This is a genomic window from Sporosarcina aquimarina (genome assembly GCF_019748715.1).
Classification (GTDB): domain Bacteria; phylum Bacillota; class Bacilli; order Bacillales_A; family Planococcaceae; genus Sporosarcina; species Sporosarcina newyorkensis.
On sequence record NZ_JACLBZ010000025.1, the window covers coordinates 52858 to 74010 of the forward strand.

The window sequence follows — 21153 nt, forward strand, 5'->3', positions numbered from 1 at the left end:
CGAAGATAGACAGTCACTTATCAAATCGTCGATAAAGAAGTAAGTTGCAACTGTGAAAGCGTTCGCTTTTCGGTGTTAATACAAAATGCCGTTCATTAATGCAAAACGAGGGGGAGTTTATATTGAAGAAAAATCTACTATTAATATTTGCATTGCTGCTTTTAAGCGTATTCGTGGCGGCTTGCGGTAATGGAAAGAGCGACACGGCCGAGGGTAATACAGATGTGGCAAGTGCTGATGCGGCAACCGATAACGGGGAGACGAAAAAGTTGAGAATTAGCCTTGGTCTGAACGACAAAACGCCTCTGTATAAAAGTTCAGAAAAGTTTAAAGAACTGGTAGAGGAAAAAACAGATACATTGAACGTGGAGATCTATCATTCCGGTCAAATTGCGGATGACCGTTCAGCGATTGAAATGTTGCAGTTCGGTACGTTGGAAATTACGATTCCTTCCACGGCACCATTCACTTCATTCGTCCCGGAATACGGCGTGTTTGACTTGCCTTTCACACTGACGAACACGGACATTGTCGATAAAGTATTGCAAGGTGAAGTTGGAGATGCTTTAGCAGAAAAAGCTAGTGAACAAGGCGTTAAGCAATTGGCTTGGTGGGAAAACGGATTCCGTCAGCTGACAAACAGTAAGCGCGCTGTTGAGAAGATTGATGATCTGCAAGGATTAAAGGTCCGTACAATGGAAAATGATATCCATTTAGGCGCTTGGAAGGCAATGGGAGCAAACCCGACACCTATGGCATTTACGGAATTGTTCACAGCTATGCAGCAAAAGACAGTAGACGGCCAGGAAAACCCTTACCCAACCATTCTATTGGAGAAGTATCCTGAAGTTCAAAAGTACTTAACGGAAACCAACCATATTTATTCTCCGTTTATCTTCTTGATCAGCCAAAAGACTTGGGACGGCTTGACGGAAGAAGAACAAAAAATCGTAGAGAGCGCAGCACTGGAAGCCGGGGAGCACAACCGCCAACTTTCACGTGAAACGGCAAAATCGGCACTTGATGAATTGAAAGAGCAAATGCAATACAACAAAGTCAGCGACTCTGAGTTGGAGAAATTTAAAGAAGCTGTACAGCCTGTCATCGAAAAACATAAGGGAAGCATCGGTGAGGAGTTCGTTGATCAGTATTTGGACGCAATCAAGGGTGCGGAATAAAATCAAAACTCTTTAACAATAAGAATGCAGGTGAGAGGGGCGATCAAATGCCAGTCTTGAGATGGATCGATCATAATTTAGAGCGAGTGATTTTGTTCATATTGCTATTGATTATGACTGTGGTAATTGTCTTGCAAGTCTTTATGAGATATGTAGTTGAGAGCTCACTCACATGGTCTGAAGAATTAGCCAGATTTTGTTTCGTCTGGCTAATTTACATAGGGATTAGCTATGGAGTGAAAAAAGCAAAGCATATTCGGGTGGAAGCATTGTTGTCGGTATTTAAACGGCGCGGAAAGTATGTAATTAACATGATTGCGTACCTTTTGTTTTTATTCTTTGCCCTATTTGCAGTCTACTATGGCTTTTCTATATACCAGGTCATCAAAGATACAGGACAGGTGGCTCCTTCTATCCGGATCTCCATGTCAATCATGTATTTGGGGATGCCTGTCGGGATGCTCTTAACCTCTTTTCGTTTGATCCAGAGGATATATATAGAAACGAAGACGTATCGAGCCGATGAAGAAGTAATCGATAACGATATACCAAGATTATAAGGAGGGAGATATAATGGGCGTCTTAATCTTTGTATCTTTTGCCATTTTATTGATACTTACCGTACCCATTGGAATTGCCCTAGGCCTGTCAGCGGTCATTGCCCTTCTCATTGACGGATCGATTCCAGTAGAGTTCATCATTAAAGAATTAACTACTTCCACAAACTCTTTCCCGTTGTTAGCCATCCCATTCTTCATCTTAGCAGGTGAAATAATGGGGAAGGGCGGTATTTCCATCCGACTAATCGCAGTTGCAGAAGCATTAGTGGGATCTGTCACGGGCGGCTTGGCATTGACAGCTATTGTTACATGTATGTTTTTCGCTGCTATTTCAGGATCCGGGCCCGCGACTGTAGCGGCAGTCGGCAGCCTGATGATTCCGGCTATGGTGAAAAAAGGGTATGATATTAAATTTTCGACAGCGGTCGTTGCGTCGGCCGGTTCAATTGGTGTCATCATTCCGCCTTCCATCCCGATGGTCATGTACGGTGTATCCGGAAGTGTCTCCATAGGCGATATGTTCATGGCGGGTATTATTCCGGGAATATTGGTAGGTTTTGGATTGATGGCCTATGCCTACTATTACTCGAAAAAAGCCGGATACAAAGGCAGCACGGAAAAGATCTCTTTCAAAAGAATTGTGAGACAAGTCTGGTTGGCGAAATGGTCATTATTGATTCCGGTCATTATCTTAGGCGGAATCTATGGCGGGATTTTCACGCCGACAGAGGCTGCGGCCATTGCGGTTTTCGTCGGATTTGTCATTGGTGCGTTCGTATACCGAGAATTGAAGTTCAAAGATATTTCCAGTATCTTCATCGATTCTTCGCTGATGACTGCAACCATCTTGATTATTGTCGGCAGTGCCACAGGGTTCGGGAAGCTACTGGCAATGGAGCAAGTTCCGATAAAAATTGCGAACTATATGCTTTCGCTTTCTTCAGAGCCATTTGTAATCATTTTACTGATCATTGGGCTGCTGCTGATCGTCGGATGTTTCATGGATACCATTGCTGCAATTATTATTCTGACACCCATCTTGCTGCCGATCGGAACGGCAGTAGGTTTTGATCCGGTACACTTCGGTATCATCATGATCATCACATTGGCAATTGGATTTATCACCCCGCCGGTCGGAGTCAACTTATTCGTCGGTTCCAGTATTTCAGGGGTCAGTATGGAATCTTTATCCAAAGCGATCATTCCATTCATTTTAGCAATGATCTTTGTTCTGTTAATCGTTTCATTTATCCCTGGCTTATCGTTAGTGTTTTTGGATTAATCTTTAATTGGAGTGATTAATATGTTATTTCCCCATATGCGCAGCAGAATAAACCCTTATAAAGAAAATGTGCAAGGAAAAGCGAATGAACCTATTACTGTGGCAGGACTTCTTGATAATGCAAAGAAGATACTCGGTCCGCTGTATGAAGGCGGGACGCCGGACTGGACGCTAGAGAATATCGTACTCAGATTAGAACAAGATGCGCCACGGATTGCAATCATAGGCGGTTCTGAGGATCATCCGGCGCATATTATGGATTATATGACTTCTTCACGCGCGGCGGTCAGGATCTGGCAAAACGGTGGTGTACCTTTCTATTTTTCAACTCCTGTCATGTGCGATGGCACCGCCCAATCCAATCAAGGAATGAGCTATTCCCTGCAAAGTAGGAATGCTGTGGCGCAGATGATTGTAAATCAGTTGGAGGCGCACAGTTATCACGGGGCATTCGTCATCCAAGGGTGCGATAAACAGCCGTTGGGTGTCGTAAGCGGACTCGCTCATTTGGACCGGCTCAGACAATTCAGAGGGGATCAGCCGTTTTTTGCGACATTTGCTCCGGCTCATGTCCTGCAAGGCGGCACCATCCCTGAAGATGTAGTAGTAAAGTTGAACGCTGTTTATGACAAGGCGATTGAAATGGACCAAGTGGAAATTGCAGAAGACTTAAGGGACACGATGAATTATATTCTTCAATGTTCATCCAATACTTCTTTCCAAGGAGTATTTGAGAGGGCGGTGGAGAGAGGGATTATCACCGAAGAAGAACATAAATACTTCGAAATCAAATTGGCAGCGGCTACTTGTGACACCCAAGGAGGAGTCTGTGCATTCAATGGAACAGGAAACAGTTCCCGGCATCTGGTCGCGGGTCTCGGACTTGTGCATCCGGCCCTTGAGCTCTTGACACAACCACCGAATCAACAGCAGGTCAATGAGGCAATTGATGCGTTGGCTGTCATGATCAATAAACCAGAATATGGCGTATCCCGATTGGTGCATTCCAATATTAGGAACGCAGTCCGCATCCACAGTGCTTCCGGAGGTTCTACCAACTTAATGATGCATATGGTGGCAGCAATGATTTATGCAGGCTATGATTTCACACTTTTCGACGTTGAAAAAATCTTGAAAGAACAACCGATACCTGACCTCTTCAATTATTCTCTGACAGAGGGCCGGGATATCTTCTCATTGGCAATGCAGTGCTGCGATGACACGAGTCGGGGCATGGAGACATTGTTTTATGAACTGATGCAGAACGACGTGACGATGGACCAGGATTCTCTGACCGTGACGGGCTCGTCATGGAGAGAAAGAATGACGTACAGTGAGAGCCTGCCGGCAGACAATGTCACGGAAAATCAAGTGATCGTGAGCAATCCAAGAAGACCGTTCAGCGGGGTGGATGTACTCCGCGGCAATTTCTTTGAAAGTGCCGTTGTAAAGATCAGCGGCATGCCGACACCTCAATTGGATCAGTTCGACGATAAGATGGCTTTCGTATTGTATTTTGATAATGAGGACCAGGCAAACCAAAGTCTTTTGGATTCCAAATTAATTGATAACATGATGGCGAATAAACTGTTCAGCTATGAAATGCTAACAGCCTTAGTGAAATATAATACGCCCGATGAATATGAAGAGTTGAAAGATCTTGACTATAATGCGCTATTTGGGGAGATGACGAAAAGAGGCATATTAAAACTTGCACTTGTGATCTCCGGACAGGGACCATTGGCATTCGGGATGCCTGAAATGTTTACACCGATGCAGCATATCAATGCAAACCGCACTTTGAAGAGGATCTGTACCGTCATTAGCGATGGACGCTATTCGGGAGTCACATACGGTGCGGCAATTGGGCATATGACGCCGGAAGCGATGGATGGCGGAGGGATCGGCTATCTGCAAACCGGTGACATATTGCATCTGCAATTGCGCAAACACTATATTGACTTGGTGAAAGAACTGAACGGCCAAGTTGTATATGAAGAGAAAATCAAAGATAATGAGACTCGAAAGCAATTATTCGAAGAGCGATTAACGAAGATGAAACAGCGTCAGAAGTTAGTGGCTGCAGTCAATCGTATGGTAGGACACACAGACGCTTCAAAAGGGGTTGTCCCGATCCAAGTTTATGAGGAAGCGGATGAAGCTTACGTGCAATAATTGCTAATAAGCAATGAGAAGGTGATTGGTATGGGGCTTGTTCAATCTGTAGTAAGGGCAATTAAGATTTTGGAAGTATTTGATGAAATGAATAAAGAACTTAGCATTAAAGAAATCAGCGCGAAATTGGAACTCAACAAGAGTACGGTCCATGCTCTGCTGAAAACGTTAAAAGAATTTGGCTATATCACACAGAATGCAGATACTGCTGATTATTCATTGGGTTGGAAGTTATATGAGCGCGGCAATTTATTGCTCAGTCAACTGGACTTAAAGACCGCTGCATCAAGTCACCTGCAGACGTTGAACAAAGCGACGAATGAGACAGTCCACTTAGTGACGCGATTGGAGCACGAGGCAATATATATCGACAAAATCAATGGTCACAACACATTGGTGATCTATTCCAGGGTCGGTAAGAAAGTACCGTTGCATTGCAGCGCAGTGGGGAAGGTGCTGGCTGCATATTTACCGGAAGCGAGTTTGACGGAAATATTAAATGACTATGAATTCGCGCAGGCTACCGTAAATTCCATACAAAACCATAACGATTATATGGCAGAACTTGCGAACGTCAGAAAGAACGGCTACGCAGTGGATGACGAAGAAAATGAATATGGAATCATCTGTTTTGCCATGCCCATCTACGATCATAGGAATAAGGTAGTCGCTGCGGTAAGTGTATCATCGCCAAAGAGCAATTTCACAGAGGAAAAAGAGTCCGAGTATCTAAAACTACTAAAATTATGTGTAGACAAAATTTCGCAGGAATTGGGTGCAAATCTAAATGTAAAGGAGAACTATAATGAGATACATTAAGTTCCGCCAAGACGGAGAGATCCATTCAGCATTAGTTACATTGCAAGAAGAAATATATGTAATTAAAGAGGAGGACTACACGGAATTCTATTATGGATTAAAAGAGTCGAATCTTACGGCGAAAGAATATATTGAAAAAGAGCAGCTTCAGAAGAGTGAGTTAAAGTTTGAAGACCTGGAACTTAACCTGCCAATTTTGCCGGACGAAGTATGGGCAGCGGGCGTAACTTACCAAAAGAGCAGAGAGGCAAGGAATTTCGAGACAAAGAAAGATGCCGAACAGGATCTTACATTCTATGATCTGGTATATGATGCGGAGCGTCCCGAAATATTCTTTAAGTCTACCGCACGGAGAATAATCGGTCCGAATGAGGATGTCTGCATCAGAACCGATTCAAATTGGCAGATACCTGAGCCTGAACTGACTCTGATTGTAGGAAAGAAAGAGGATATAATCGGCTATACACTCGGCAACGATATGAGCTGTCGCGATATTGAAGGAGAAAATCCGCTCTATTTGCCTCAGGCGAAAGTATGGAAAAACTCGGGTTCAATCGGTCCGGCAATCTTAATGCCTGAAGCTGTCGAAGACCCATACTCGATCGATATCACGTGCAAGATCTACCGGGATGGCCAGCTGAAGTTCGAGGGGACGGCTTACGTCAATCAGTTAAAGCGAAAGCTGGACGAGTTAGTGCATTACTTGGTCTATGACAATGACATTCTGGAGGGCACCGCTCTCATGACAGGAACTTGTATTGTGCCGCCAAATGATTTCACTTTGCAGGCCGGTGATACGATTGAAATTTCCAGTACGAAAATTGGTATATTGCGAAATGACGTCAGTGCTCCATAAAGTTTAATCTAGATTGATCGGTAGCTTCTACCCAAAACGGCACTTATATGACCCACACTATATGTAGGACATTTGTTGAACTAAGGAAGCTGCAAGCAGTTTATATGCATAAGCAGAAAGGCGGTAAGTCAGATGAAAGGGATTATACCTCCCGTTGTGACGTTGCTCGACAAAGACGGCCGGATCGCAATCGGGAAAAATAAAGAGATGATAGACAATTTAATCGGTCACGGTGTGCACGGTATCGTAGTCTTAGGTAGCTCAGGTGAATTCCCGCACTTTTCTTTAGAAGAGAAAAAGCAATATCTGAAAGAAATTATTCCGTATATAGACAACCGCATCCCGGTCCTTGTCGGAACAGGCGGAACTGTCTTAGAAGAAACGATCGAATTATCCCAATATGCTCAAGAGCTGGGGGCTGAGGGTGTACTTGCAGTCAACCCGTATTACTGGAATATGTCTGATGAGCAGATGTACACATACTTCCATGACTTGGCCGGCTCATTGTCCATCGATTTGTATTTGTATAATATTCCGCAGCTGACCGGTCAAGAAATCCCGGTGAAAATAGTCAAGCAGCTCGCAGATAATTTACATAATATTCGGGGGATTAAAGAGACCGTTGGAAGTATGACCCGCATACGGAATGTGATCGAGGAAGTGGCCAGGAAAGTGGATAATTTCCACGTCTACAGCGCTTTTGATGAACACTTACTGGACGCGCAGTTATTGGGGGCTGCGGGAAGCATCAACGGATCTTCTGTATTTCTGCCGGAAGTTTCATTGAGACTCTATGAAGCGATACAAGAGGAAGACTTTACGGAAATGAAAAAATATCACGTAATACTATGTGAGTTGATGGATATTTATGGTTTGCATCCGTCTTTCTACCTGACAATGAAAAAGGCCGTCCATGAACGTTGGTTTGCAGATCAGCCGGTTGGTTATCGCAAGCCGTTCATAAACAGTAAGGCTTATTTGTCGGATAATATTAAAGAAATTATTTCGGAGTATGCCCGGCAGTCTGCAATTGTTGAATAGGGTATCCGCTGATGTACGCCAATATATATTGCTCGCATGCACCAAGGAGGGGGAAGGCGTTGTGGTTTTTAAAGTTGTCATAACTGACTATGAATTTACTGAATTGGATTATGAAGAACAAGTCTTTGCAGACAGCGGCCTGGACATTCATTTCGTGAAAGCCCAGTGCCGGACGGAGCAGGAAGTGATCGAAGCGGCAAAAGATGCAGACGCTATCATTAATCAATATGCGCCGTTGAACGCCGCCGTATTAAATGAATTGGAAAATTGCAAAGTCATTTCCAGATACGGAGTAGGCGTAGATACAATTGACCTGGATGTGGCGAAGCAGAAGGGAATTGCGGTATGCAATGTGCCGGATTACGGGATTGAAGAGGTGTCCAATCATGCATTGGCTCTCTTGATGGCGTGGTCCAGGAAAATCGTGGAATTGAATAATGCCGTGAAGAGCGGGGTTTGGGATTTTAGAATAAGCCCGCCGGTTTACCGATTCAAGGAACGGTTATTTGCCGTGATCGGTTTCGGAAAAATCCCGAGGCGCGTCATCGAAAAAGTTCAGCCGCTCGGTTTTACTCTGGTGGGGTACGATCCGTTCGTATCGGCTGAAGAAATGGCGAAGTACAACGTCAAGAAAGTAGACTTGGACGAAGCGCTGAAGAAATCCGATTTTATTTCCCTGCACGTTCCGCTGATAAAGGAAACGCGCCATTTGATTAACCGCGAGAATATCAATGATTTAAAGGACGGCGTTTTTATACTGAACACCGCCAGAGGTCCGATTGTTGAGACGGAAGCGTTGATCGAAGGCTTACGCAGCGGCAAGATCGCAGGGGCGGCACTGGATGTCGTGGAGCACGAACCTATCCTTAAAGGCCATGAATTATTGGAATTCCCAAATGTCTATATTACGCCGCACAGTGCTTTTTACTCGGTGGAGGCTGTGGAGGAGCTGCGGACAAAAACTGCCAAAAATGTGGTGGAAGTATTGCAGGGATTAGTGCCGAGTTATCAAATTGTGTAGTTCAATAAAAGGAGAGATATTTATTTAATATAGATATCTCTTTTATTTATGGCAAGGGGTGCTTTTATGGAGACTGTAAAAATTGAAGTGAAACAGTTGCGGCAGCTTATATCGGACCGCTTGAAAGAAAACAGTATATCGCAACAGCATGCGGATATTGTGGCGGACGTGCTGGCCTTTGCCGATAAACGCGGCGTGAAATCGCACGGAATCATGCGGCTGCAGCATTACATCCAGCGCATACAGCAAGGCGGAATCAACAAGGATGCAGACATTACGGTAGAAGCAGTGAATGATGTCATAGCGAAAGTGGACGGAGACAATGCATTAGGCCATGTCGTCGCGAAAGTGGCCATGGATGAAGCGATATCCATCTCTAAGAATAAAGGCATCGGGGTGGCCGTCGCTTCTAACTCCAGTCATTCGGGGGCATTAGGATTCTATGCGGATCAGGCGGCCAGAGAAGGGGTGGTCGGCATGACCTTTGCCCAAGCCGATGCTCTTGTTGCGCCTTACGGAGCTAAATCGGCATTTTTGGGGGCTAATCCTATAGCAGTCGGTATTCCGCATGACGACAGACCGATTGTTCTGGACATGTCAACGAGCAATGTGGCATTCGGCAAAGTCATGATTGAAAAAGAAAGAGGTAATAAGATTCCTTTGGATTGGGGCCTCGATGAAAACGGCATTCCTACGGATGATCCGGCCGAGGTGAAAGCCCTGCTGCCAATGGGTGGAGCAAAAGGCTACGGACTGGCGATCGTCGTGGATGTTCTTTCCGGTATTCTGGCAGGTGCGGATTTCGGGAAGCATATTAGGCCGATGTACGGCGATTTAAGTGAAAAAAGAGGATTGGGTCAGTTTTTCCTTGCCATCAATCCGGAATTCTTCATCGGAAAAGAATTTTTCTTAGAGAGAATGAAGCAGTTTGTCGACGAACTGCATGCATGTGAACCTGCCCCAGGACACTCAAAGGTGTATGTGCCCGGAGAGAGGTCGTTTGAAAATGAAATGAGGTCGAATGAAGAAGGCGTTGAAATAGAAAAGGATATGTATGATTTCCTGCGGGGAAAATAAGATAGTGCCCTTATACGGTCATTATAAAAGTTTGATCAGTAAAGTCACGTTGAAAATAGTAGATCATTTGCTGATAAAAAGTAAACAGCTAAAAAAAAGTATTTAGAATTTAATGATTTTTAAAGTATTGCGACTATTGTTTATATATGATAAGCTTGTTTTAAGGTTTTGTAAAGTGAACCTGGTTTAATACAGTAAACCAAGGGGGTTAGAGAGTTGAGTGAGAAGTATTGGGTGCCTGCTATAGAAAGAGCAGATCGAGTATTGAAGGAAATCAGTCAGCATCCCAATGAATTGCGTTTGATCGACTTATCCAAGAAACTGGAAATAAATAAGAGTTCACTATTTTCATTGCTGAACACGCTGGAAACGCTGGGTTGGATCGTCAAGACCGCGAAAGACAGTTATAACCTTGGTCCGACTGTCGGGACATTTAATTCGATGTACTTAAGTCAGTTCAATTTAATCCAAAGTTTCTATAGAGAAGCCGAAGATGCTGTTTCCAAGATCAAAGAACATATTCAACTGGGCACGCTTGAAGGAAATGACGTTGTGTATTTAGGGAAGGTGGAAGCAAAGACCAGGGTCCATTTAGTAACAGAGCCCGGCATGCGTTTTCCGGCTTACGCTTCCGCCATAGGCAAAGTTCAATTAATCCATCATACCGAAGAAGAAATTGATAATCTTTTCCCTGAAAAACATTGGGAGAAGAAGACTGAATATACAACTTCTACTATAGAGGAACTTTGCAGCAAAGTGAGAGAGGCGAAAATTAAAGGTTATGCCGTCGAAAATCAAGAATCCGCTCTGGGCTTTCACTGCGTTGCGGCACCTATTTATAATTTCGAAAAGCAAATCATCGCGGGTATCAGTTTTACGATGCCGACGAACAGCTGGGAAGATAAATACATGGATGCAAGAGAAGAGATCATCAAGCTTGCAGCCAAATTGTCGAAGTTAGCCGGCTACCAGGAAGTTGCAGAGGACATGGCATCTCTTTAATACTAAATTTATATAGGAGGAACAAAAATGGTTACTAAAAACAACATTACAACTTACAAGAACTTTATTAATAATGAATGGGTCTCATCGCAGTCCAATGAGCTGCTGGAGAGCGTAAGCCCTATGAATAAAAACGAGGTCGTAGGATATGTGCAGAAGTCGACACAGGAAGACCTGAACAAGGCTTTCCAAGCAGCAGACGCTGCCAAAAGCGCATGGAGAAAACTAGGTCAGCACGCGAGAGGTCAGCTCCTGTTCAAAGTGGCCGATATCCTCGAGGCAAATATTGATGATATCGCGCAGACTGCTACAAGGGAGATGGGAAAAACGCTTCCGGAGGCAAAAGGCGAAGCAGCCCGTGGTGTTGCAATCTTGAGATACTACGCAGGAGAAGGTATGAGAAAGAACGGAGATGTGATCCCAGCTTCTGATAAAGACGCGCTCATGTTTACAAAACGTGTCCCTGTAGGAACAGTCGGAATCATCACTCCATGGAACTTCCCCATCGCTATTCCAATTTGGAAACTTGCGCCTGCGCTCGTTTACGGAAACACAGTTGTGTTCAAACCGGCAACGGAAGCTTCTGTGACAGCAGCGAAAATTATCGAGTGTTTCGAAAAAGCGGGTCTGCCTAAAGGTGTTCTGAACTTTATCGTAGGTTCCGGTTCGGTAATTGGACAAGGCCTTATCGAACACCCGTCATTAAACGCAATCACGTTCACAGGCTCCGAAAATGTAGGAAAGTCGGTCGCTAAAGGAGCCACGGAAAGCGGTGTGAAATATCAAATCGAAATGGGCGGCAAAAACCCTGTCATTGTCATGAAAGACGCAGATCTCGATAATGCGGTGGAAGCAGTGATCAGCGGAGCTTTTCGCTCTACAGGACAAAAGTGTACGGCTACCAGCAAAGTCATCGTAGACAGCGCTGTCTATGAAGAGTTCAAGCAGAAGCTGCTTACGGAAACGAAGAAAATCACAGTGGGTAATGGTTTGAATGACGGTATCTGGATGGGTCCGTGTGCCAGCCAGAGCCAATTCGATACAGTAAAAGACTATATCGAGATTGGTAAAACAGAAGGTGCCAAACTGATTGCCGGCGGTGAAGTGCTTGATGGAGAAGAGTTCCAGGACGGCTTCTATCTGACACCTGCGATTTTCGACAATGTCAAAGCCGATATGAGAATCGCTCAAGAAGAAATTTTTGGCCCGGTAATCGCTCTTCTTGAGGCAAACGACCTAGAAGAGGCAATCGAAATCGCGAATAATACAAAATTCGGACTCAGCGCTTCCATCTTCACATCCAATATCGGCTCACTTATGGAGTTTATAGATGAAATCGAAGCCGGATTGGTGCGCATCAATGCTGAAAGTGCTGGCGTGGAACTTCAGGCTCCATTCGGTGGAATGAAAAGCTCGGGGTACGGATCCCGTGAACAAGGCGAAGCGGCTCAGGAATTTTACACAGAGATCAAGACGGTGTTCGTAAAAGGATAAAGAATCCCAATCTATATATGAAAGTAGGTATCTACTATGATGAATCAATCCCGAAAGCTATTGGAAAGTCTGGGGTATCCATCCACTGACTCAAAAGAATTACCGACGTCCACGAAGCGGTTCCCGGACGGGGCACAATATCGGATTGAACTTCCCAGTACTGAAGGCCCTGCAGCTCTTAAAGAGACGCTGGCAGAACTTGACCGTCTTGGAATCACAGTCCATAGAATTTCTCAAGGAAGCGGCATCATGCTGCAGACAGATGAGGAAATCAAGGAAATGTGTGAACTGACTGCTGAACGGGGCATCGAGCTCAGCCTGTTCGTAGGTCCGCGCGGCACATGGGACATCAGTGCGCAGCCTTTCACTTCAGGAGGAAAAGCAATCGGAAACCGGCATGAAGGCGCAGATCAGCTGGTCTACGCGATGGAAGACCTCAAGCGGGGAGCCGACCTCGGGCTGCGCGGCGCATTGGTGGCGGATGAAGGTCTGTTGCTCTTGACGAAAGAAATGAAAAAAGCAGGGCAGCTGCCGGAAGATTTTGTCGTAAAAGCTTCTGTCCAAATCGGCTCGGCCAATCCCGTATCCGTAAAACTGATGCAGGATATTGGAGCAGACACGTATAATGTACCAACTGCCTTGACTCTTTCCAAACTCGCATCCATTCGCCAGGCAATCGACATTCCGATCGATTTGTACATCGAAGCGCCGGATAATATGGGAGGCTTTCTCCGCTATTACGAGATTCCGGAAATCATTCGTGTCCTGGCGCCGGTTTATATCAAATTCGGTCTTCGCAACCATCCGGATGTCTACCCTTCCGGCCAGCAATTCGAGAACTTGAACAATTCATTGGTCAAAGAACGTGTCCGTAGAGCTTCCATCGGCATCCAGATGATCGAGCGTTATTATCCGGAAGCGAAAACATCAGAATTAGGGGCCGAGGGTCTCGGGATAGCCAAAACGAATAAGATGGGCGTGCCTAAATAAAACCGAAAGTATTTACGGGAAATATACAGGATTAACTAGTGTGGTAGATGATCCCGGCAGCTGTTTTACGGGGATCATCTACAATTCCTTCTTATCTCTGGGAAGAAAGGTGAAGGTAGTTATGTCTTATACTTTTAAAGGTTATCTGAGAAAAGACGGTTCAGCAGGAACGAGAAACCATATAGGCATTATCAGTTCCGTCATCTGCTCAAGCACTGTAACGAATGATATTGCGAGTAAAGTCGACGGTGCCGTGTCAATTATCCACTCGAATGGCTGTGCGCAATTAGGCGATGATTTTAACGTCACCAAAAGCATGTTATCGGGAGTTGCCGAAAATCCGAACTTCTACAGCAATCTGTTAATAGGCCTCGGCTGCGAAACCAATCAAGTTTCCGGTTTATTGGCAACTATAGATAAATCGAAGCCTATCGAAGGGTTTAGCATTCAGCAAATGGCCGGCGGCACCAATACGGCTGCCAAGGGTGTTGCAATCGCAGGTGAATGGTCTAAGGAAATCACGGAAGAGAAAAGGATGGAACTGCCGATCTCCAAACTGACGGTCGGAATCATCACGATAGATATTGACGAACAGAAATTGAAGGCGATTACTCCGGTTGTAAGCGCTTTAATCGACACACTCCTGAAGAATGACTCGACAGTTGTTTCAAGTTTGACCAGAACGCTCGAACCAGGCGGTGACTATTTGGCTGAAAAAGCCGAAGACATGCGTGCCAAGGTTGAATTGAGGACATTGAGCAAAGGGCTGAATCGCCGTCGGTGGGAAAGTGATAAGGACTATGCTCTTCGGTCATTCTCCGCAGAGGAGAGAAGCCTTGCAGCAGAGGAAGCCCGGTTATTAGGTTCACACCGTCTGGAAGGGCTATTGGATATCAATGAAAAACCGGGCGGCAAAGGTTTGTATCTCTTGAAGTCCTCGGAAAACATCGTCGAATCGCTTTCCAATTTCGCTTCGGTTGGATGCAATGTTGCACTGATCGTCTCTGCCGACGGGGTCTTGGTGACTTCCAATGTCATTCCCTGCATTAGTATTGCCCCGCAAGATGATAGTCAAAGTCCGCGTGACTATGTCGACATTTATATCGGAAATGATGATAAGGAGCAACAAATTGCAGCCCTGTTGGAGAAATTGATCCAAGTCAGCTCAGGAGAACTGACGGCCCTCGAAGCATATGAATTGGGGGAATTCGCAATTCCACATATAGGTACGACGTTTTAATGAAGGAGAGAGATTAGTATGGAAGTCAGTTACAATGCTTTGAGACTGCATCCAAAAGACAATGTCGCTGTCGCCTTACAATATATCGGGAAAGGCGAGACGGTGTTGATCAGCAATTTCGGCGAAGACCTGATCGCCACAGAAGAAATCTCATACGGTCACAAAATATCGATTCAAGCTATTAAAGAAAATGAAGAAATCACGAAATATGGAGAGTGCATGGGGAAGGCGACAGAAGAGATACCGTTGGCTGCCCATGTTCACGTACACAATGTGCGCGGTCTCAATGAAAATGAGAGGGCAGACATCATCCATCATATGATGAAAACCTAGAAAAGCATCTTGCTTTATACGGAGGAATCAATCATGACGAAATTCTACGGTTATCGCAGACCTGACGGAAGTATCGGTATCAGAAACCATGTGATTGTTATCAATACAGTTGGAAATCTTAGTGCGTTGACCAGGAAAGTTGCGGGTCTCGTCCCCGGAGTAATCCCGGTCATACATCATGGGGGCGAATCTCAATTCCCTGAAGACTATGTACAAACACTTCGGACGTTAGTCGGAACAGCCGGCCATTCGAATGTAAGTGCCGCCCTGGTGATCGGCATGGAGGATGACCGAATAGCGCAAGAAATCGAAGCGGCTTTAATAGAAAAAGGCAAACCTGTCCGGACCATCTGCCTGAATTGTAATCTGACAATTCAGGAAATGGTGAAAGAAGGGAAGTCATGGCTGTCGGCCGCTTTGGAAAACAGCAAAAAAGAAACGCGTGAGCAATGTGACATTACCGAGCTGATCGTCGGATTGGAGTGTGGCGGATCGGATGCATGGTCCGGCATCACAGCCAATCCTTCCATCGGGGCATTCTCCGATATGATTGTCCATGAAGGCGGAACGAGCGTCTTGGCGGAAACTACGGAAGCGATAGGAGCGGAACATATTTTAGCGAGCAATGCCATCAATCATGAAGTGGGAAGAGAGTTCCTGACTATTGTCAGAAACTACGACCGGCGCATAAAAGAAACCGGAGAAGATATCCGCTCTGCAAACCCGACGCCCGGCAACATGGCTGGCGGCCTGACCACTCTGGAGGAAAAGTCGCTCGGCTGCATCAAAAAAGGAGGCAGCACTCCACTGAGAGAAGTGATCTCCTATTCGGAAATGCCATCAGAGAAAGGCTTTGTCTTCATGGATACGCCTGGATATGATGTGGAGTCTGTATGTGGCCTGGCAGCCGGCGGGGCTCAAATCGTGCTGTTTTCCACTGGAAAAGGTTCGCCGACAGGTTCACCGATTGTTCCGGTCATCAAGATTGGCACCAATCCGAAAGTCTATGAAATCATGTCAGAACATATTGATATCAATGCTGGAAAAATCATAGATGAGAACAAGAGCATAAAAGATATCGGAAAAGAAATTTTTGATAAAGTAATTGATGTTTCAAATGGCGAAAAGACTGCAGCGGAAAATCAGCTGAATCAAGAATTTGCTATTTGGAGATTGGCAGAGAGCATATAATCGCCCCATTAGATGACAGACATTTGCATTTCATGCAACAGAGGAGGCAAGAAAGATGATTAAAAAGAACTTAGAGAGAATTCCTGGAGGCATGATGGTCGTACCTCTTCTACTGGCAGCTGTGATCAATACCTTTTTCCCCGACCTGCTTAGGATCGGAGGGTTTACACAAGCATTATTCGTGGATTCCGTCCCGGTTTTAGCGGCGCTCTACCTATTGACGGCGGGTGCGCAATTGAACGTTAAGAGTTTTGGTGTGAGTGTGGCAAAGGGTGCTACACTCCTTGGACTAAAATGGTTTGTTGCCGGGATCTTTACATTCTTGGCGTTCTTCCTGGCCGGACCTAATGGACTTTGGCTGGGCTTGGCCCCTCTTGCAGTGATGGCGGCCATGTCAAACAGTAACGGAATTGTCTACATGGCAGTGGCTTCCCAATATGGAAACAAAGAAGACAAAGCCGCTTATTCAGTTCTCGTACTGAATGACGGTCCGCTTCTGACAATGGTTGCGTTAACAATCTTTGGGGCAATGGGCTTCGTTGAAGGAATGTTTTCTGCGACTGCTTTCATAACTGTCTTACTTCCGCTGGTGATCGGAATCATCATTGGTAATACGGATATGGAATTAAGGGATATGTTGGTGAATGGAGCCGATATCATCATTCCTTTCCTGTCATTTGCTTTGGGTATGAGCATCAATTTAACTGATGTCGTACAGGGCGGTGCGAGTGGGATTTTGCTTGGAGTCGCAACGGTCGTATTCACAGGAGGGGCTGCTTTTCTTGTATTTAAAGCATTAGGCTGGAATCCGATTGTAGGGGCTGCGGAAGGTACTACTGCGGGGAACGCGGTCATGGTGCCCGGCGTCATCGCAGCAGCAAATGCCTCATTTGCAAGCGTAGCGCCGCTGGCTACTGTTCAAGTGGCGGCTTCTGCTGTTACAACGGCAATCCTCATACCGGTTGTGCTGGCTGTATTGGTCAAAGTCACCAAGCATGGGGATGAATCCGGAAAACTGCCGGATGAAGAGAACGTGAATGAATTCGAAAAGAGCCCAAAAGAGAATAAACATTCCACAGTAACGGCCGAAGGGAAGGCATGAAGAAAAGTAAGATTTTTACGAACTTAAGGGAACTGTATTCACTTCAAATAATCTAGACTTAATTAAAAACAAGCACTTTTGCGCACAGTGCAGATGCGCAAGGGAAAGTTACGGGGCCGATTTTGGGTTTTGCTTCGAGTTTGTTTTGTCATGAATAATCTCTGGGAACTCTTCATGAGCAACTGCCTCATGAAGAGTTTTCTTTGTAGGAAGCATCGGATTCTCATTGGATTCGGTATTGTTTCGAGGTTCAGGCAAATTTCACTAGTAAACTACTAACATGACTATACAGAGAAGTGGAGGTTATGCCTAACTGCATTTTCTCAAACTTCCCATAACCCCTTGGATTCTATCACCCGCTCGACACCTTCCTCACAATACCCAAGTGAACGCCAAGAGCAAGTTTCGCAAATAGTAGCGATATCGGACGGCAGAATCTCCACACGAATACGCCGCTCCACTTCCCGCCAAGGCAGCACATCACTGAATGTCAGTCCGAGCCGTTTTAAGATTTCTGAATCTCTCACGTAAATTCCTTTGTCCTCGCAATGATAGGGCTGTCCTTCAGGAAACTTAGCACATAAATGGTCGGGACCTTTGATAATTTGGATCAATGTGTCGGGCTGGGTACGTAAGGTGATCTGGATCTTCGTCATATTTTCCGCGTATTCTTCCGAGTAGCCCATCCCGCGATAGCCCAATAAACAAAAAATATGATGGCCGCGTAATTTTATCATTTGATATCGCCTCTTTGTGTGAAAGTGTCCATCCTTTTGTAACTGTATAATTATTTAAGCATATCTAAGGAAAGAATGAAATCTACAGAGGTGGGTATTGTTCATCTTATAGGTAGTAGTATTTTGCGAGGTGCGATAAATTATTGACTTTGATAACGAGTTTTTTTCAATTTCGTGAAGAGCACCAGCTTCTTTGAGCGCAATTAAAATTTTCCTTTAGATTGGAAGTATAAGTTGAGGATATCGGTTGGTAAAATGAAGTGTATTCCGCAAACAATTAAGTACAATATATAGATTAAGATTATTTAAAAGCATAACAAATAGCCTCCTAATCAGTATGATCAGAAGGCTTTTGTCGCTATATAATGTTATACAAAAATGTTTTGTTTTTCGGTATTATCACTTATAAACTGTTACCTACCTTCTCAGCACTAAAGTTCCAATACTTCGATTGTTGATCGATCACTGCCTGAACTGCCTGTTCTTCGTGTGGAAACAATGTTTCCACCGGAACACCAAAGCCTTCCATGAATGGATCATCAACTTCAGTTTTTATTTCGCTCATCGCTTCCACGATGGCTAATGAGCAAAATGGAACGTATGCTGCACTGTAGCCACCTTCATGACATAGCACTAAGCGACCATCACAATGTTTCTCTGCCAACTTTTTCATGAACTCTGCAAATCTATAAAATCCGTTAGCGGTTACCATCATTCTAGCTAGTGGGTCAAAGAAGCTAGGGTCTTGTCCTGCAGATACTATAATTAATTCTGGTTTAAATTGGTCTACAATAGGTCCAACAATTTTCTCAAATGCATGCATATATCCTGCATTTCCCGTACCGGCTGGTAATGGAATATTCACATTATATCCTTCGCCTTTACCTTGCCCGCAATGTTCTACATAACCTCTTTCAGCGGGAAACAAGCGATCTTGGTGGATGGATATAAATAACGTACTTTCATCATCATAAAACGCTTGCTCTGTGCCATTCCCATGGTGTACATCCCAATCAAGTACCAATATTCGCTCCAAATTATATTTTTTCTTAGCATGTTTCGCAGCGATGGCTACATTATTGAACAAGCAGAATCCCATACCTTCTTGTGCTTCTGCATGGTGACCTGGAGGTCTTGTCAAAGCATACACATTTTGAACGTCACCGTCCATAACAGCATCCACTGCAGTCATTGCGCCGCCTGCCGATAATAGGGCGATTTCATATGAACCTCTACCCACAATAGCGATTTGTCCTGCATCCCCACCGTTTGCAGCACTTAACTGTTTCACTTTATCTACATAACTAGGCAGATGAAATAGCTCAATGTCATCTCTGGTGGCCGAACGCGGGGCAATGGATTTCAGTTGAGGAGTCAATCCGCTAATATCCATTAGATTTTTAAACCGTCTCTTCGTTTCTGGATCTTCCCCGTATGTGTGACTCTGAACCCATCCTCCTGATGCTAAGTGCAAAGCTCCAGAACCGTTATCATGCCAAAAATAACTCTCATCATAAATAAATCCTGTTTTTTTCATTTGACTTCCCCCTTGTATTTTGAATAATATTAGTACTGGAACTAGTATTTCAAATTTTCGGACAAGTGTAAATTACACTAAAGGATAACTTCGCCATTAAATCTGTTGAAACAAAATATTTATTGAAGTATCGGCTACGAAAAACATAGAGATATGGAGGAATTGCTATGAATTTCTCAACAAAGGAGTATCAAAATATTTTACAATTTATTAATAGTTCTCTTTGTGACTCTCATAAAATTCAAGCTCTGCTTTCTAGTATGTTTCAGTTTAATCATTCGCTGCTATGGCGTGCCGATACGGCAGGAAATATGTATAATTTAGAGTTTTTCAACTTTGATGACCAATTAATTTTAGATTATAAAGAAGTCCACAATGCGAATGATGTAATGCACCCCAAAAAACTGGTATCAAAGCTGACAAGTAACAAAGAAACGGTGTATCGGATGGAAGAGATAACTATTCCAACTGACCTCGCGAAGTCTATGTATTATCAATTTATCAAGACGCATAGAATCATTGATCAGATGGTAGTCTATTTTGTCAATGGCACATTTATCTATGGTGGTATCGGTTTTATTAGATTCAAAGGGGAAATGCCGTTCACGCAAAAAGATAAGGAAATACTGCAAACCTTGTCCATACATCTACAGTATTTAGTGAAGAATATAATGATGACGAAGGAAATAGAAGCAAAAAGTCTCTATATAAATAAGGAAAAAGATTATAAACTCGGTATCATTCAGGCTAGCCATGATCAGGGCATTTCATTTTATAATAAAGTTGCACAATATATTATTAAGGATATAGACCCAACTTCGACAGTTGAAGAATTCTTTTATAATTCAATTCATCCAAGGATTCCTGACGGTTTAAATGAAAGCGAAAGTCCGTATTACTTCCATATTAACAATAGGAAAATAAAAGTGATGGTCCAAGAAAAAGAAAGTACATTGTCGTGCGCATATACGATTTATTTGAATGACCAGGGGGATGAAGAAGAGGTATCTGCTGCTCATTTCAAAAAAGAATTATCAAATAGGGAATTGGAAATTTATCATCTAGTTTTAAAAGGATATACAAATGAACAGATTGCTAAACAATTATGGATTACGATAAACACAGTGAAAAAGCATCTGAGAAATATGTATACAAAGTACAATGTTACGAATAGAACGAGCCTGATATATAAATTGGAGGGTATAGTGGATTGAAATGCATAAAGGCTTGAAAATTGCCTGTTTAAATTCAAGAGGAGTCACTTTCCTTTTCAGAGGTCAAAGACATAGTCGTTGCATCAAGATTTAAGCGCTCCTATCATCATTGGAAATGAAATCGATGATGATAGGAGCGCTCTTTATTTAACAAGTTGTAGTTTTGTATATGATGAGAGCTTGAGGTATGCGCCTCAAGTTGAATTTAAGAGGAGGTGATGATAGGGAACTTTGCAAGATAAAGCATTTGCTTTTATTTTGTACAGACATATTTTTTAAAATCTCTAATATGCTATTATAGTCA

The 21153-nt window shown here is 44.0% G+C and carries 19 protein-coding genes; 17 read left to right on the forward strand and 2 right to left on the reverse strand.

What is annotated here, in order from left to right:
• Nucleotides 1-122 precede the first annotated feature (122 nt).
• From H7J92_RS12300 to H7J92_RS12375, 16 genes are all read left to right on the forward strand, one after another.
• Nucleotides 123-1178, forward strand: coding sequence for a TRAP transporter substrate-binding protein (locus H7J92_RS12300; RefSeq protein WP_246602876.1), 1056 nt, complete (start codon nucleotides 123-125; stop codon nucleotides 1176-1178).
• Between the two features lie 47 nt (nucleotides 1179-1225).
• Nucleotides 1226-1738, forward strand: a complete 513-nt coding sequence (locus H7J92_RS12305; RefSeq protein ID WP_221837200.1) for a TRAP transporter small permease — start codon at nucleotides 1226-1228, stop codon at nucleotides 1736-1738.
• Between the two features lie 10 nt (nucleotides 1739-1748).
• Entirely contained in the window at nucleotides 1749-3020 is a 1272-nt protein-coding gene (locus H7J92_RS12310) for a TRAP transporter large permease (protein ID WP_221837274.1), read from the forward strand.
• A gap of 21 nt (nucleotides 3021-3041) precedes the next feature.
• Nucleotides 3042-5195 carry a dihydroxy-acid dehydratase domain-containing protein gene (locus tag H7J92_RS12315; RefSeq protein ID WP_246602880.1) on the forward strand — a complete coding sequence of 718 codons (2154 nt, stop codon included), beginning with the start codon at nucleotides 3042-3044 and terminating at the stop codon, nucleotides 5193-5195.
• 30 nt (nucleotides 5196-5225) lie between these two features.
• Nucleotides 5226-6014, forward strand: coding sequence for an IclR family transcriptional regulator (locus H7J92_RS12320; RefSeq protein ID WP_221837203.1), 789 nt, complete (start codon nucleotides 5226-5228; stop codon nucleotides 6012-6014).
• Nucleotides 6001-6870 carry a fumarylacetoacetate hydrolase family protein gene (locus H7J92_RS12325; RefSeq protein WP_221837205.1) on the forward strand — a complete coding sequence of 290 codons (870 nt, stop codon included), beginning with the start codon at nucleotides 6001-6003 and terminating at the stop codon, nucleotides 6868-6870. The genes H7J92_RS12320 and H7J92_RS12325 overlap by 14 nt, the downstream gene beginning before the upstream one ends.
• A gap of 132 nt (nucleotides 6871-7002) precedes the next feature.
• Nucleotides 7003-7911, forward strand: a complete 909-nt coding sequence (locus tag H7J92_RS12330; protein WP_221837208.1) for a dihydrodipicolinate synthase family protein — start codon at nucleotides 7003-7005, stop codon at nucleotides 7909-7911.
• 61 nt (nucleotides 7912-7972) lie between these two features.
• Complete coding sequence (locus H7J92_RS12335) at nucleotides 7973-8932, forward strand: C-terminal binding protein (protein ID WP_343228091.1); 960 nt, start codon at nucleotides 7973-7975, stop codon at nucleotides 8930-8932.
• A 66-nt stretch (nucleotides 8933-8998) separates the two neighbouring features.
• A complete protein-coding gene (gene allD, locus H7J92_RS12340; RefSeq protein ID WP_221837214.1) occupies nucleotides 8999-10009 on the forward strand; it encodes an ureidoglycolate dehydrogenase in 1011 nt (336 codons plus the stop codon).
• 216 nt (nucleotides 10010-10225) lie between these two features.
• Complete coding sequence (locus H7J92_RS12345; protein WP_221837217.1) at nucleotides 10226-11011, forward strand: IclR family transcriptional regulator; 786 nt, start codon at nucleotides 10226-10228, stop codon at nucleotides 11009-11011.
• A 27-nt stretch (nucleotides 11012-11038) separates the two neighbouring features.
• Entirely contained in the window at nucleotides 11039-12505 is a 1467-nt protein-coding gene (gene gucD / locus H7J92_RS12350; RefSeq protein WP_221837220.1) for an alpha-ketoglutaric semialdehyde dehydrogenase GucD, read from the forward strand.
• Nucleotides 12506-12544: 39 nt separating this feature from the next.
• On the forward strand, nucleotides 12545-13495 hold the full coding sequence (locus tag H7J92_RS12355) for a U32 family peptidase (RefSeq protein ID WP_221837276.1): 951 nt from the start codon (nucleotides 12545-12547) through the stop codon (nucleotides 13493-13495).
• Nucleotides 13496-13616: 121 nt separating this feature from the next.
• Nucleotides 13617-14735, forward strand: a complete 1119-nt coding sequence (locus tag H7J92_RS12360) for a UxaA family hydrolase (protein WP_221837223.1) — start codon at nucleotides 13617-13619, stop codon at nucleotides 14733-14735.
• An 18-nt stretch (nucleotides 14736-14753) separates the two neighbouring features.
• Nucleotides 14754-15068: a UxaA family hydrolase gene (locus H7J92_RS12365; RefSeq protein ID WP_221837226.1), complete on the forward strand. Its 315-nt coding sequence runs from the start codon at nucleotides 14754-14756 to the stop codon at nucleotides 15066-15068.
• A 33-nt stretch (nucleotides 15069-15101) separates the two neighbouring features.
• A complete protein-coding gene (locus H7J92_RS12370; protein WP_221837229.1) occupies nucleotides 15102-16259 on the forward strand; it encodes a UxaA family hydrolase in 1158 nt (385 codons plus the stop codon).
• A gap of 55 nt (nucleotides 16260-16314) precedes the next feature.
• Nucleotides 16315-17361 (forward strand): 2-keto-3-deoxygluconate permease, encoded by a 1047-nt coding sequence (locus tag H7J92_RS12375; RefSeq protein WP_221837231.1) that lies wholly within the window; start codon nucleotides 16315-16317, stop codon nucleotides 17359-17361.
• 323 nt (nucleotides 17362-17684) lie between these two features.
• Here the strand turns inward: H7J92_RS12375 and H7J92_RS12380 are convergent, their stop codons facing one another.
• Together H7J92_RS12380 and H7J92_RS12385 are read right to left on the reverse strand one after the other, a co-directional pair.
• Nucleotides 17685-18098, reverse strand: coding sequence for a DUF1284 domain-containing protein (locus H7J92_RS12380; protein WP_221837234.1), 414 nt, complete (start codon nucleotides 18096-18098; stop codon nucleotides 17685-17687).
• Nucleotides 18099-18501: 403 nt separating this feature from the next.
• Nucleotides 18502-19635 carry a class II histone deacetylase gene (locus H7J92_RS12385; protein ID WP_221837237.1) on the reverse strand — a complete coding sequence of 378 codons (1134 nt, stop codon included), beginning with the start codon at nucleotides 19633-19635 and terminating at the stop codon, nucleotides 18502-18504.
• 167 nt (nucleotides 19636-19802) lie between these two features.
• On the opposite strand from H7J92_RS12385, the gene H7J92_RS12390 reads away from it, so the two are divergent.
• Nucleotides 19803-20849 (forward strand): helix-turn-helix domain-containing protein, encoded by a 1047-nt coding sequence (locus tag H7J92_RS12390; protein WP_221837240.1) that lies wholly within the window; start codon nucleotides 19803-19805, stop codon nucleotides 20847-20849.
• The last annotated feature ends 304 nt before the right edge of the window (nucleotides 20850-21153 follow it).

What these genes read in the sequence shown, in the direction of transcription:
- H7J92_RS12305 (WP_221837200.1), top strand. Translation starts at nt 1,226, where the DNA reads ATGCCAGTCTTGAGATGGATCGATCATAATTTAGAGCGAGTGATTTTG.
- H7J92_RS12315 (WP_246602880.1), top strand. Translation starts at nt 3,042, where the DNA reads ATGTTATTTCCCCATATGCGCAGCAGAATAAACCCTTATAAAGAAAAT.
- H7J92_RS12320 (WP_221837203.1), top strand. Translation starts at nt 5,226, where the DNA reads ATGGGGCTTGTTCAATCTGTAGTAAGGGCAATTAAGATTTTGGAAGTA.
- H7J92_RS12325 (WP_221837205.1), top strand. Translation starts at nt 6,001, where the DNA reads ATGAGATACATTAAGTTCCGCCAAGACGGAGAGATCCATTCAGCATTA.
- H7J92_RS12330 (WP_221837208.1), top strand. Translation starts at nt 7,003, where the DNA reads ATGAAAGGGATTATACCTCCCGTTGTGACGTTGCTCGACAAAGACGGC.
- allD (WP_221837214.1), top strand. Translation starts at nt 8,999, where the DNA reads ATGGAGACTGTAAAAATTGAAGTGAAACAGTTGCGGCAGCTTATATCG.
- gucD (WP_221837220.1), top strand. Translation starts at nt 11,039, where the DNA reads ATGGTTACTAAAAACAACATTACAACTTACAAGAACTTTATTAATAAT.
- H7J92_RS12355 (WP_221837276.1), top strand. Translation starts at nt 12,545, where the DNA reads ATGAATCAATCCCGAAAGCTATTGGAAAGTCTGGGGTATCCATCCACT.
- H7J92_RS12360 (WP_221837223.1), top strand. Translation starts at nt 13,617, where the DNA reads ATGTCTTATACTTTTAAAGGTTATCTGAGAAAAGACGGTTCAGCAGGA.
- H7J92_RS12365 (WP_221837226.1), top strand. Translation starts at nt 14,754, where the DNA reads ATGGAAGTCAGTTACAATGCTTTGAGACTGCATCCAAAAGACAATGTC.
- H7J92_RS12370 (WP_221837229.1), top strand. Translation starts at nt 15,102, where the DNA reads ATGACGAAATTCTACGGTTATCGCAGACCTGACGGAAGTATCGGTATC.
- H7J92_RS12375 (WP_221837231.1), top strand. Translation starts at nt 16,315, where the DNA reads ATGATTAAAAAGAACTTAGAGAGAATTCCTGGAGGCATGATGGTCGTA.
- H7J92_RS12380 (WP_221837234.1), bottom strand. Translation starts at nt 18,098, where the DNA reads ATGATAAAATTACGCGGCCATCATATTTTTTGTTTATTGGGCTATCGC.
- H7J92_RS12385 (WP_221837237.1), bottom strand. Translation starts at nt 19,635, where the DNA reads ATGAAAAAAACAGGATTTATTTATGATGAGAGTTATTTTTGGCATGAT.
- H7J92_RS12390 (WP_221837240.1), top strand. Translation starts at nt 19,803, where the DNA reads ATGAATTTCTCAACAAAGGAGTATCAAAATATTTTACAATTTATTAAT.